Source organism: Halorubrum ezzemoulense DSM 17463, from assembly GCF_002114285.1.
In the GTDB taxonomy this organism is placed as follows: Archaea; Halobacteriota; Halobacteria; order Halobacteriales; family Haloferacaceae; genus Halorubrum; species Halorubrum ezzemoulense.
The window spans coordinates 61,646-72,875 of sequence record NZ_NEDJ01000009.1; the positions used below are offsets into that span (position 1 = coordinate 61,646).

The 11,230-nt window shown below is 69.5% G+C and carries 14 protein-coding genes; 6 read left to right on the plus strand and 8 right to left on the minus strand.

Annotated features, from left to right (window positions below):
* Positions 1 to 75: 75 nt before the first annotated feature.
* The 3 genes from B9H04_RS18565 to B9H04_RS04620 form a co-directional block, all read right to left on the minus strand.
* On the minus strand, positions 76 to 231 hold the full coding sequence (locus tag B9H04_RS18565) for a hypothetical protein (protein WP_167373081.1): 156 nt from the start codon (positions 229 to 231) through the stop codon (positions 76 to 78).
* A 97-nt stretch (positions 232 to 328) separates the two neighbouring features.
* The gene (locus B9H04_RS04615; RefSeq protein WP_049930228.1) at positions 329 to 1,306 is read right to left on the minus strand and encodes an aldo/keto reductase; all 978 of its coding nucleotides are present in this window, start codon (positions 1,304 to 1,306) and stop codon (positions 329 to 331) included.
* Between the two features lie 71 nt (positions 1,307 to 1,377).
* Entirely contained in the window at positions 1,378 to 1,575 is a 198-nt protein-coding gene (locus B9H04_RS04620) for a hypothetical protein (protein WP_049930226.1), read from the minus strand.
* 112 nt (positions 1,576 to 1,687) lie between these two features.
* Here B9H04_RS04620 and B9H04_RS04625 point away from each other — a divergent pair, with 112 nt between their 5' ends.
* Positions 1,688 to 3,406, plus strand: a complete 1,719-nt coding sequence (locus tag B9H04_RS04625; protein WP_085682487.1) for a cryptochrome/photolyase family protein — start codon at positions 1,688 to 1,690, stop codon at positions 3,404 to 3,406.
* A 1-nt stretch (position 3,407) separates the two neighbouring features.
* On the opposite strand, the gene B9H04_RS04630 is transcribed toward B9H04_RS04625, so the two are convergent.
* Positions 3,408 to 3,653, minus strand: a complete 246-nt coding sequence (locus tag B9H04_RS04630; protein WP_049930224.1) for a hypothetical protein — start codon at positions 3,651 to 3,653, stop codon at positions 3,408 to 3,410.
* A 106-nt stretch (positions 3,654 to 3,759) separates the two neighbouring features.
* Positions 3,760 to 3,939 carry a DUF7470 family protein gene (locus B9H04_RS04635; protein WP_049930222.1) on the minus strand — a complete coding sequence of 60 codons (180 nt, stop codon included), beginning with the start codon at positions 3,937 to 3,939 and terminating at the stop codon, positions 3,760 to 3,762.
* Positions 3,940 to 4,035: 96 nt separating this feature from the next.
* Between B9H04_RS04635 and eif1A the strand changes: the two genes are divergently transcribed.
* Both eif1A and B9H04_RS04645 read left to right on the plus strand, forming a co-directional pair.
* Entirely contained in the window at positions 4,036 to 4,326 is a 291-nt protein-coding gene (gene eif1A, locus B9H04_RS04640) for a translation initiation factor eIF-1A (protein ID WP_004597376.1), read from the plus strand.
* 191 nt (positions 4,327 to 4,517) lie between these two features.
* Positions 4,518 to 5,417, plus strand: a complete 900-nt coding sequence (locus B9H04_RS04645; RefSeq protein ID WP_049930221.1) for an ATP-grasp domain-containing protein — start codon at positions 4,518 to 4,520, stop codon at positions 5,415 to 5,417.
* Between the two features lie 33 nt (positions 5,418 to 5,450).
* Here the strand turns inward: B9H04_RS04645 and B9H04_RS04650 are convergent, their stop codons facing one another.
* Entirely contained in the window at positions 5,451 to 5,831 is a 381-nt protein-coding gene (locus B9H04_RS04650) for an Hsp20/alpha crystallin family protein (RefSeq protein WP_049930219.1), read from the minus strand.
* 218 nt (positions 5,832 to 6,049) lie between these two features.
* Between B9H04_RS04650 and gap the strand changes: the two genes are divergently transcribed.
* Positions 6,050 to 7,102: a type I glyceraldehyde-3-phosphate dehydrogenase gene (gene gap, locus B9H04_RS04655; protein ID WP_049930217.1), complete on the plus strand. Its 1,053-nt coding sequence runs from the start codon at positions 6,050 to 6,052 to the stop codon at positions 7,100 to 7,102.
* A 132-nt stretch (positions 7,103 to 7,234) separates the two neighbouring features.
* Complete coding sequence (locus B9H04_RS04660) at positions 7,235 to 8,464, plus strand: phosphoglycerate kinase (RefSeq protein ID WP_049930214.1); 1,230 nt, start codon at positions 7,235 to 7,237, stop codon at positions 8,462 to 8,464.
* Positions 8,465 to 8,549: 85 nt separating this feature from the next.
* Here B9H04_RS04660 and lrp read toward each other — a convergent pair whose 3' ends face one another.
* Positions 8,550 to 9,008 carry an HTH-type transcriptional regulator Lrp gene (gene lrp / locus B9H04_RS04665; protein WP_008441157.1) on the minus strand — a complete coding sequence of 153 codons (459 nt, stop codon included), beginning with the start codon at positions 9,006 to 9,008 and terminating at the stop codon, positions 8,550 to 8,552.
* Positions 9,009 to 9,134: 126 nt separating this feature from the next.
* Between lrp and glnA the strand changes: the two genes are divergently transcribed.
* Positions 9,135 to 10,499 carry a type I glutamate--ammonia ligase gene (gene glnA / locus B9H04_RS04670; protein ID WP_049930213.1) on the plus strand — a complete coding sequence of 455 codons (1,365 nt, stop codon included), beginning with the start codon at positions 9,135 to 9,137 and terminating at the stop codon, positions 10,497 to 10,499.
* 62 nt (positions 10,500 to 10,561) lie between these two features.
* Here glnA and B9H04_RS04675 read toward each other — a convergent pair.
* The coding region (locus tag B9H04_RS04675) for a phosphatase PAP2 family protein (protein WP_085682488.1) at positions 10,562 to 11,230 on the minus strand (669 nt) is incomplete at its 5' end.

Sequence of the window (11,230 nt, forward strand, 5' to 3'; positions counted from 1 at the left end):
CGCGACGGTGTGTTTATAAATAGCCGGCGGGCGGCGGTGTCGGACCGGCGCTCCGCCGGCGACCCCGAGCAGGCGTCAGGTCCGAATCAGCCGGTGGCAGTTCGGGCACTCCGCCGAGTCCGTGTCCCGGCCGGCCGCAGGCACGCGGTCGCCGCAGTTCGGACACCGGATCCGGGTGCGAGCGTACTCCGTCCTCGACCGGGTCGGGGTTCGGTCGGTGTCGTCGACCATATGAGTGTGACATTCACTAGCATACAAATGGCTTATCGACATATTCCTAAAACACGATTTAGGTCGCCGAGCGCACAGCCGGAGTCACGCTCCGCCGTCACTCGTGACCGGAGACGCGGACCGGCTCGTACGGCTCTTCGAGCCACTCCACGTCGGAATCGGAGAGGTTGACGTCGAGCGCCTCGACCGCGTCTTCGAGGTGTTCGACGCTCGTCGTGCCGACGATGGGCGTGTCGACCCACTCCTTGTGGAACAGCCACGCGAGCGCGATCTGCGCCATCTTCACGCCCTCCTCCGCGGCGAGCTCCTCGACTCGCTCGTTGACCGCCCGCCCGCCGCCCTCGCGGTAGGGGTGCGCGTAGAGGTGCTCCTCGGTCTCGCCGCGGAGGGTGGCGTCGACCTCCTCGTGCGGGCGCGTCAGGTAGCCGCGCGCGAGGGGGCTCCACGGCATCACGCCGATTCCCTCCTTCTCGCACAGCGGGAGCATCTCGCGCTCCTCCTCGCGGTAGGCGAGGTTGTAGTGGTTCTGCATCGTGGCGAACCGCTCGTACCCCTCGCGGTCGCTCGCGTGGAGCGCCTCGGCGAACTGGTGGGCCCACATCGAGGAGGCGCCGACGTGTCGCACGTCGCCCCGTCGCACCGCGTCGTCGAGCGCGGCGAGCGTCTCCTCGATCGGCGTGTCGTCGTCCCAGCGGTGGATCTGATAGAGGTCGACCGTCTCCATGCCGAGCCGGTCGAGGGAGTTCGACAGCTCCTGCTCGATGGCCTTCCGGGAGAGGCCGCCCGAGTTCGGGTTCGACTCGTCCATCTGGAAGTACCCCTTCGTGGCCACGACGAACTCCTCGCGGTCGTATTCGCCGAGGGCGTCACCGAGGACGCGCTCGTTCGCGCCGTTCGAGTACATGTTGGCGGTGTCGAAGAAGTTCACGCCGAGTTCGACGGCGCGGTCGACGAGCTCGCGGCCCGCCTCCTCGTCGAGCACCCACTCGCGCCAGTCCGGGTCGCCGAAGCTCATACAGCCGAGACAGATCTTCGAGACGGTGGTGCCGGTGGAGCCGAGCGTGGTGTACTCCATACGCGCACCAGTTCGAGGCGGAACAAAAAGCTACGCGCGGCGGCAGCGACGGGCTCGGCCCGAGGCGGGGATCAGAGGTCCCGGAACGACGCCGTGTACACGAGGAACGCCCCGGTGAGGATGACGAACGCGAGGAACGTCACGAGCGCGAGCACGTTCGCGACCGGCGAGAGCGGCGCGAGGAAGGACTGTCCGGTCGAGTCGAGCACCAGCACGGCGAGGAGGGCGGCGATGAGGCCGAGCAGCCAGTTCGTGAGGATCTCGTCCATGGCTCGCCCGACACGGGGGGCCGACAAAAGTCCGCGGGTGACGCGTCGTTCCGGGAGGTCGCGGTCGAGCGACGCCGCCGGAGCTATGAGACTCGGGAGCGTTATTCGTCCCGTGAGCGACCGGACGACCTGCTGGCTGCTCGGTGACCAGCTCAACCCCGACCTCGACGCCCTCGACGCGGCCGACGAGGTCCTCCTGATCGAAGCGCACGGGTTCGCCGACCGGAAGCCGTACCACGCCCACAAGCTGACGCTCGTGTTCTCGGCGATGCGGCACTTCCGCGACGACCTCCGCGATCGCGGCCACGACGTGACGTACGTTCAGGCGGAGTCGTTCGGCGAGGGGCTCGACGAGTTCTTCGCCGGTCGGGCGGCCGAGGCGAACGACGGCGAGGACGACGACGGGCCGCGCCTGCGGCTCATGCGCCCCGCGAGCCACGGCGCCGGCGAGCGGCTCCGCGGGCTGGTCGCCGAGCGCGGCGGCACCCTCGAACTCGTCGACAACGAGCTGTTCTGGACGACGCCGGCGGACTGGCGCGAGTGGGCCGGCGACGAGGGGACCGAGATCGGCGCCGACGGGGCCGCGGAGCGCACCTACCGGCAGGAGCACTGGTACCGGCACGTCCGTCGCGAGACGGGCGTGCTGATGGACGACGGCGAGCCGGTCGGCGGGGAGTGGAACTACGACGACCTGAATCAGGAGACGCCGCCGGAGGACTGGGAACCGCCGGGGCGGCCGACGGTCGAGCCGGACGAGCTGACCCGCGAGACCCACGCGTGGGTGTGCGACCGGTTCGACACGTGGGGGAACGACGCGCTCGACGGGTTCGCGTGGCCGGTCACGCGGGCAGAGGCCCGCGAGGCGCTCGACCGGTTCGTCCGCGACGGGCTGCCCGCGTTCGGACGGTACGAGGACGCGATGGTCGGCGGCGAGCCGTTCCTCTCGCACTCGCTGCTGTCGCCGGCGATCAACCTCGGGCTGCTCGACCCGCGCGAGCCGGTGCGGGCGGTCGAGCGCGCCTACGAGGAGCGGGGGGTCGAGCCCGGCGCGTACGACCCAGACGACCACGGCGACGCGGGCGGGACGGCGACCTCGCTCAGCGAGTTCGGCGGGGACGCGGCGGACGGCGAGGACGGAGCGACCGGGGGCAGAGCGGCCGGGGGCAACGAGCCCGCCCCCGTCCCGCTCAACGCCGTAGAAGGGTTCGTGAGGCAGGTGATCGGCTGGCGGGAGTTCATGCGCCACGTCTACCGCGAGGCGATGCCGGAGCTCGCGGAGGCGAATCAGTTGGAACAGGACCGGGAGCTTCCCCCCGCCTACTGGGACGGCGAGACGGACATGCGGTGTCTCTCGGAGGCGGTCGGGCACGTCCGCGAGTTCGGCTACGCCCACCACATCGAGCGGCTGATGGTGCTGTCGAACTTCGCGCTCGTGTACGGCGCCGACCCCGCCGACGTGAACGAGTGGTTCCACCTCGGCTTCGTCGACGCCTACCACTGGGTGACGACGCCGAACGTCGTCGCGATGGGGTCGTTCGGCACGGACGTGCTCTCTTCGAAGCCGTACGCCTCCTCGGGGAGCTACGTCAACCGGATGAGCGACCACTGCGCCGACTGCCCGTACGCCGTCTCGCGGACCACGGGCGACGGGGCCTGCCCGTTCAACGCGCTCTACTGGGACTTCCTGAAGGAGAACGAGGAGACGCTCCGCGGCACCGGGCGAATGGGGCTGATGTACTCGCACGTCGACAAGAAGGACGACGAGGAGTGGGCGGCGATCCGCGAGCGCGCCGACCGAGTGCGCGAACTCGCCGCGGATGGGGACCTGTGAGTTACTCGCCGCTCGCGAGGCGGCGCAGCCGCGGGAGCGCCTGCTCGTAGCCGAGACCGACGAGGCCGACGTACAGCGCGATCAGTCCCATGCCGACGGCCCACGCGCCGAGGACGAGATCGCCGCCGGAGACGGCGGAGAACCCGAACTGTTCGAGCACGACGCCGACCGCGGCGGCCGCGCCGGCGCCGACGGCAGCGGCGAGGAGTTCGACGAGTTCGACCGCGACGGCAGGTACTTCGACCATACCCGGTGAGGGACGGTCGGCGATTATGACTCTTTCGGGACCACGGTGAACGCCGCGTCGAGCGGACGGCTGCTCGTCCGGAGTCGGTCGGACCGCCGCCGAGGGTTCACTTCAGCCCGAACGATCGCATGGCGGTGTCGACGAGCCCCTTCGCGATCAGCGCGAGACCGGCGAGCACGACCATCAGGGCGCCGGCGACGACCGGATCGCGGAGGGTCAGGATACCGATACCGACGAGGACGACGAGGACGCCGGCGATGCCTTCGAGTCCGAGCGTGTCACGCATGTCGTCGCCTCGGCGGTCCCCGGAGGTAAAAGGGCCGTTTCGGTCCCGGCGGAGAGCGGCCCTTTTATTTCCGCGAGCGCGTATCACCGCGTACGCATGAGCAACGGAGACGGCGGCGGTCGGAACGACCTCCGGATGCCCGACGACGACGAGGTGTTCGCGGAGGTCGTCGAGATGCTCGGCGCGAACCGCGTCAAGGTGCGCTGCGCGGACGGGAAACAGCGGACCGCGCGCATCCCCGGCCGGATGCAAAAGCGCGTGTGGATCCGCGAAGACGACATCGTCCTCGTCGAGCCGTGGGACTGGCAGGACGAGAAGGCCGACATCTCGTGGCGCTACGAGAAGAGCGAGGCCGAACAGCTCCGCGAGGAAGGCCACCTCCAATAGGTCGCTTCGCGCGTATCGACGGGAGACCTCGCCGACACCTCGACCGCTTATTCGTACGTATCAGACTGCGAATCGACGGTGAACGCCTCCGAGTCCCCGGCCGCGAGGCACGCGTCACCGGCCGTCGGAACGCGTCGCTGCCGTCGTTCCGCTCGCGCCGTTTTTAAGTCCGAACGGCCCCCAACACGGTTATGCTCCGGCTCGCGATGACCACCGACGCGGAGACGTTCGAGCGCGTGCGCGGGCCCCTCGCGGACCGCGGCATCGACGTCGGTCACGTCCGAGCGAAAGAGCGAGCGCTGCGCGTCTCGGGCGGCGCGGCGGCGCGAGACGGCGCGGGCGACCCCGACGAGTTCGCCGACTTCGACGTCGGCCTCGTCTACCCCACCCGGCTCATGGAGGGCGCGGTCGTCGACGAGCGGCTGGGCGTGCCGTGGGTGAACGGCCGCGACGCGGTCGTGACTTCGCGCAACAAGGCCGGCGTGCTGGCGGCGCTCTCCGCCGCCGGCCTCCCGACGCCGAAGACGACGCTCGTGTCGAACCCCGTCGACGAGTCGGTCGTCGTCGACGCCGCGAGCGAGTTCTCCTACCCGGTCGTCGTGAAGCCGAACTCCGCGACCCGCGGGGTGGGCGTCGCGACCGCGACCGACCTCGACTCGCTGCTGGGCGTCGTCGACTACCTGAACCTGATCCACGACTACCGCGCGACCGGCGACAAGTCGTTCCTGCTTCAGGAGTACCTTCCCGACGCGCGCGACTACCGCGCGATGGTCGTCGACGGCGCGTACGCCGGGGCGGTGGAACGCGAACTCGACGCCGACGCGCTCGCGGCCGGCCGGTGGAAACACAACGTCCACCGCGGTGCGACCGCTCGCGGCGTCGACCTCGATCCGCGAGCGCGCGACCTCGCGGAGCGCGCGGCCGCGGCGCTGGGGATCGACTACCTCGGCGTCGACCTGCTCGCGACCGACGACCGGCTCGTCGTCAACGAGACGAACGCGCGGCCGACGGTCGACGCCGCGACGAAGTACGAGGACGGCTTCTACGACCGGTTCGCGGCGCTCGTCCGGCGGACCGCCGAGGAGGAGTGAGGAGAGCGAGCGAGCCCCGGGAGGCGGGCCGGCTCAGACGAGGTCGATCGACGCGCTGTCCTCGTCGCGGTCGAACGAGACCTCGAGGACGCCGTTGTTGAACGTCGCGTCGGCGGAGTGCTCGTCGACGGGCGCGGGGAGGTCGACCGTCTCGTCGTACTCGCGCCGGTCGGAGACCGCGGAGATGGTGAGCGCGTCGCCGTCGCAGCGGAGCGAGAGGTCCTCCTTCGAGACGGCGGGGAGGTCGGCGACGAGCCGCACCGACTCCTCGGTGGTGTACGCGTCGACGTGGGTGTCGGAGCCGAACCCGGCGTCGTCGGCCGACGGAGCGTCGCCGGTGGCCATCTCGTTCATCATCCGCTCGATCTCCTCGAAGAAGTCTCCGAACGGATCGTCGCGGTCGTCTCTGTCCATACCTTCCGTGAGGTCGGTGACCCCGATAAGCCTTCTGTCGGTCGCCGTATCGGCCGCTATCCGCCGCGGGAAAGCAGCGATCCGGCGGACGACGAGCGGCCGCCGTCGCGGGCCCTCGGCCGCGAGACGCGACACCGGCCGTAACAAATTCCAACGATTATGACGGTCTCGCCGCGACTGGGCCGGATTTAAGTAGTTGCGGCTCGGCTTTTTCGAATATGAGTAAATCGAATCTGGCGGCCGGTGACGACGTGAGCGACGACGAGGTCGTGCGGGTGGGGCTCAACGGCTTCGGTCGCATCGGGCGCAACGTGTTCCGCGCGGTGTTAGAGAGCCCGCGGATCGAACTCGTCGGGATCAACGACGTGATGGACTTCGACGACATGGGGTATCTCGCGAAGTACGACACCGTCATGGGTCGTCTCGACGGCGTCGAGCGCGACGGCGATGAGCTGACGGTCGGCGACACGGCCGTCCCGCTGTTCAACGTTCAGGACCCCGCCGACCTCCCGTGGGACGAGCTCGACGTCGACGTCGCCCTAGAGTGTACGGGCGTCTTCCGCACCCGCGACGACGCGAGCGCGCACCTCGACGGCGGCGCCGACACCGTGATCATCTCGGCGCCTCCGAAGGGCGACAAGCCGGTCAAACAGCTCGTCTACGGCGTCAACCACGACGAGTACGAGGGCGACGACGTGATCTCGAACGCCTCCTGTACGACGAACTCCATCACGCCGGTCGCGAAGGTGCTCGACGCGGAGTTCGGCATCGACGCCGGTACCCTCACCACCGTCCACGCCTACACGGGCTCGCAGAGCCTCATCGACGGGCCGATGAGCAAGCGTCGCCGCGGCCGCGCGGCTGCCGAGAACATCGTTCCCACCTCGACGGGCGCCGCGGGCGCGGCGCAGAAGGTCCTCCCGCAGCTGGAGGGGAAGATCGACGGCATGGCGATGCGCGTCCCGGTCCCGACCGGCTCCCTCACCGAGTTCGTCGTCAGCCTCGACGAGACCGTCACCGAGGAGGAGGTCAACGCCGCCTTCCGCGAAGCCGCCGACTCCGGTCCGCTCGCGGGCGTTCTCGGCTACACCGACGACGAGGTCGTCTCCTCCGACATCGTCGGCCTCCCGTTCTCCAGCTACGTCGACCTCCAGTCGACGAACGTCATCGCCGGCGGGAAGCTGCTGAAGATCCTCACCTGGTACGACAACGAGTACGGCTTCTCGAACCGGCTGCTCGACATGGCCGCGTACGTCCACGACGAGGCGTAGACGGCCGGTTCGTCTGGCGCGTCGGGACCGACGCGCTCGACACGCACCGCCCGTTCGACGGGACGGACCTTCGGACGGCAACGTTCCCCCGGAGCGCAACCGCTTAACGAGCTCATCGACGACTCCTCACCCATGCCCGCGTTCAACACCCTCGACGACCTCTCGGCAGACTCGCGCGTCCTCGCCCGACTGGACCTCAACTCGCCCATCGAGGACGGAACACCGCAGGACAACCGCCGCTTCGAGCGCCACGCGGAGACCGTCCGCGAGCTGGCCGAGGCGGGACACCGCGTCGTCCTGCTGGCCCATCAGGGCCGACCCGGTCGCGACGACTTCACGTCCCTCGGCGGCCACGCCGAGATCCTCGCCGACCGCGTCGGCCGCGACGTTGGGTTCGTGGCCGACACGTACGGCGACGAGGCGCTGGAGGCGATCGACGCGCTCGACGCGGGAGAGATCCTCCTGCTGGAGAACACGCGGATGTGCGACGACGAGCTTCCGGAGGCGTCGCCCGAAGAGAAGGCCGAGACGGAGTTCGTCCGGACGCTCGCGCCGCTGTTCGACGCGTACGTCAACGACGCCTACTCGGCGGCCCACCGGAAGCACGCCTCGCTCGTCGGCTTCCCGCTCGTCCTCCCCGCGTACGCGGGCCGCGTGATGGAGACGGAGTACGAGGCGAACACCGCGATCGCGACCCGCGAGTTCGACGGCCCGGTCACGATGGTCGTCGGGGGGACGAAGGCGACCGACGTGATCGGCGTAATGGACGCCCTCGACGACCGCGTCGACCGCTTCCTCCTCGGCGGCGTCGCCGGCGAGCTGTTCCTCCGCGCCGCGGGTCACCCCGTCGGCCGCGACGTGGGCGAGATGGACCTCTTCGACGAGCAGTGGGAGCGGAACCGCGAGCTGATCGAGTCGGTCCTCGACGAGCGCGGCGACGCGATCCGCCTCGCGAGCGACCTTGCGTACGAGGGTCCCGACGGCGAGCGCGCTGAGGTCCCCGTCGACGACATCGGCGAGAAGGAGACGGGGTACCTCGACGTGGGGGCGACGACGGTCGCCGACTACGAGCCGGCGATCCGCGAGTCCGACGCGGTCTTCGTGAAGGGCGCGCTCGGCGTCTTCGAGGACGAGCGGTTCGCCGACGGCACCGTGGGCGTCCTCGACGCCATCGCGGAGACGGACTGCTTCTCGGTCGTCGGCGGGGGCGACACCTCGCGGGCCATCGAGATGTACGGGCTGAGCGAGGCGGACTTCTCGCACGTCTCCATCGCGGGCGGCGCGTACATCCGCGCGCTGACGGGCGAGCCGCTCCCGGCGGTGGAGACGCTGGAGGCGGCGGCGGAGCGGCGGAGAGACTGAGCCGGCAGCGGGCAGCGCGGGGACGGCTCGCGCCGGTACGAAGAGAGGTGTCGGCGGCGCGGAGAGGGCCCCGGCGGCGGCCGAACTACTCCTTGACGTCGAGGTCGAACTGCTCGTTCTCCGTGACCGCGTTGAGGACGACGCTCGTGTTCGACTCCCGGATGTCCGCGTCCGTGAGGATCGACTTGATCTGGTCGTTCATCCCGTCCGTGTCGGTAAACTTCCCGATGGCGATCACGTCGTAATCCCCGGTGACCTCGTAGACGCTCACCATCTGTTTCTCCTGCCGCAGCTTCTCGGTCACGTCCGGTAGCGCGCTCCCTTCGACCTTGAGCTGGAGCACGGCGGTCACGTCGTAGCCGAGCTTGTCGTAGTCGACGACGGGCGTGTACCCCCGAATGACGCCTTCCTCTTCGAGGTCGCGCAGGTGGTTCGAAACGGTCGTCACCGATACGTCGAGCTCGTCGCCCAAGCTCCGGAGACTCGCGCGGCCGTTGCTGAGCAGCGAGTTGATGAGCTTCGCGTCGAGGTTTTCGTACGTCATCACACCTAACCACGCTTTCGGGGGTTTAGAATTTTACGAACGTCCAGCAGTTTTGCCTGTCCGGCGGTTCATGCGCCAAGCGATAAGGCCTTTATACTGGCAGATAACGAATCAAACGTCCAGAACATGACGGACGAACACGCGAAACCGGACGGCGGCCTCACGGCCGAGGAACAGGCGGTACTCGACGAGATCGAGGAGCAGAACGTCGATTTCCTGCGGCTTCAGTTCACTGACATCCTCGGCGTCGTGAAGAACGTCTCCGTCCCCGCCCACCAGGCGGAGAAGGCGTTCACCGAAGGCATCTACTTCGACGGCTCCTCAATCGAGGGGTTCGTGCGCATCCAGGAGTCGGACATGCGGCTCGTCCCCGACCCCGACACGTTCGCGGTGCTCCCGTGGCGCAACGACGGCGACTCGGGCGCGGCGCGGCTCATCTGTGACATCGTCGACACCGACGGCGAGCCGTTCGTCGGCGGGCCGCGGCAGGTCCTGAAGTCGGTCCTCGCCGAGGCCGAGGAGATGGGCTACTCCGTCTCGATCGGGCCGGAGCCGGAGTTCTTCCTGTTCGAGAAGGACGACGACGGCAACGCGACGACCATCCCGCACGACAACGGCGGCTACTTCGATCTCGCCCCGAAGGACCTCGCGTCCGACGTGCGCAAGGAGATCATCTTCACCTTAGAGGAGATGGGCTTCGAGATCGAGGCCTCCCACCACGAGGTCGCGGAGGGCCAACACGAGATCAACTTCAAGTACGCCGACGCGCTCACGACCGCGGACAACATCGCGACGTTCCGCGCCGTCGTTCGCGCGGTCGCCGAGCAGCACGACCTCCACGCGACGTTCATGCCCAAGCCCATCGCCGACATCAACGGCTCGGGCATGCACAGCCACATCTCGCTGTTCGACGAGGACAGCAACGCCTTCGCCGACGACTCCGACGAGTTCAACCTGAGCGAGACGGCCTACCAGTTCATGGGCGGCATCCTGAACCACGCCCCCGCGTTCACGGCGGTCACGAACCCGACCGTGAACTCCTACAAGCGGCTGGTGCCCGGCTACGAGGCCCCGATCTACGTCGCGTGGTCCGACACGAACCGCTCGGCGCTCGTCCGCGTCCCGGACGCCGCGGGCGTCTCCGCGCGCTTCGAGGTCCGCAGCCCCGACCCGTCCTGTAACCCCTACCTCGGCATGGCGTCGCTCATCGCCGCCGGCCTCGACGGGATCAAGACCGGCGCCGACCCGGGCGACCCGGTCCGCGAGGACATCTACGAGTTCGACGACGCGAAGCGCGAGGAGTACGGCATCGAGACGCTGCCCCCGAACCTCGGCGCCGCGGTCGAGGAGTTGGAGACCGACGAGGTGCTCCAGGAGGCGCTCGGCCCGCACACCTCCGAGAAGTTCGCCGAGGCGAAGTCTCAGGAGTTCAGCGAGTACCTCACCCAGGTGTCGCAGTGGGAGGAGGACCGCTACCTGGAGACGTTCTGAGCCCGGTCCGAGTCGAGTAGCCCCCGACCGCGGTCCGCGACGGGACTTTTTCCGACGCCGCGTCACTCGGCGAGCGACCGCTCGATCCGCCCGGACAGCGCCGGGAGCGCGACGACGGCGACCACGGCGGCGGTCGTCGCGACCAGCGTCACCGGCAGCGTCCCCGCGAGGGCGTACGCGCCGACCCAGAGGCCGCCGGTGACCGCGAGCGCGGGGACGGCGACGCGGGGCGGGACCGACGGCTCCTCGCCGTCGACGAACCGCCAGCCGATCGCGCCCCCGGCACCGGTGGCGATCCCGATCCCTGCCTCGACGACTTCCCCCGTGTGCCCGCCGGCGACGGCGACGGCCAGCGCGCCCGCGGAGACGACCGCCGCGAGGGCGAACGCCGGTGCGGGGTTCAGATCGGCGGTCGGTCCGGCCGCCGCGTCCGTGCCGGGCGAGCCGCGGACCCGCGGGTCGCCGGCGAGCCGCAGGGCAACGGCGACGGTCCCCGCGCCGACGAGCAGGCCGGCGAGCACGTCGACGAGGTAGTGGACTTCGATGACGACCCGCGAGGCCGCGACGGCGACGGCGACCGCCCCGGCCGCGAGGTAGCGAGCGCGGTCGGTCCAGAGCCGGTCGTACAGCAGTGCGAGCGCGAGGTACGCCGCCGCGCCGCCGGTGGCGTGCCCGCTCGGGAAGCCGAACCCGTCCGAGAGCACCTGCGCCTCGTACCAGCCCGACAGGAG

Excerpts from the sequence above, each read along its gene's own strand:
- B9H04_RS04620 (WP_049930226.1), bottom strand. The coding sequence starts at position 1,575 with ATGGACGAGATCCTCACGAACTGGCTGCTCGGCCTCATCGCCGCCCTC.
- B9H04_RS18565 (WP_167373081.1), bottom strand. The coding sequence starts at position 231 with ATGGTCGACGACACCGACCGAACCCCGACCCGGTCGAGGACGGAGTAC.
- B9H04_RS04645 (WP_049930221.1), top strand. The coding sequence starts at position 4,518 with ATGCTCCGGCTCGCGATGACCACCGACGCGGAGACGTTCGAGCGCGTG.
- B9H04_RS04650 (WP_049930219.1), bottom strand. The coding sequence starts at position 5,831 with ATGGACAGAGACGACCGCGACGATCCGTTCGGAGACTTCTTCGAGGAG.
- B9H04_RS04615 (WP_049930228.1), bottom strand. The coding sequence starts at position 1,306 with ATGGAGTACACCACGCTCGGCTCCACCGGCACCACCGTCTCGAAGATC.
- glnA (WP_049930213.1), top strand. The coding sequence starts at position 9,135 with ATGACGGACGAACACGCGAAACCGGACGGCGGCCTCACGGCCGAGGAA.
- lrp (WP_008441157.1), bottom strand. The coding sequence starts at position 9,008 with ATGACGTACGAAAACCTCGACGCGAAGCTCATCAACTCGCTGCTCAGC.
- B9H04_RS04660 (WP_049930214.1), top strand. The coding sequence starts at position 7,235 with ATGCCCGCGTTCAACACCCTCGACGACCTCTCGGCAGACTCGCGCGTC.
- B9H04_RS04630 (WP_049930224.1), bottom strand. The coding sequence starts at position 3,653 with ATGGTCGAAGTACCTGCCGTCGCGGTCGAACTCGTCGAACTCCTCGCC.
- B9H04_RS04635 (WP_049930222.1), bottom strand. The coding sequence starts at position 3,939 with ATGCGTGACACGCTCGGACTCGAAGGCATCGCCGGCGTCCTCGTCGTC.
- gap (WP_049930217.1), top strand. The coding sequence starts at position 6,050 with ATGAGTAAATCGAATCTGGCGGCCGGTGACGACGTGAGCGACGACGAG.
- eif1A (WP_004597376.1), top strand. The coding sequence starts at position 4,036 with ATGAGCAACGGAGACGGCGGCGGTCGGAACGACCTCCGGATGCCCGAC.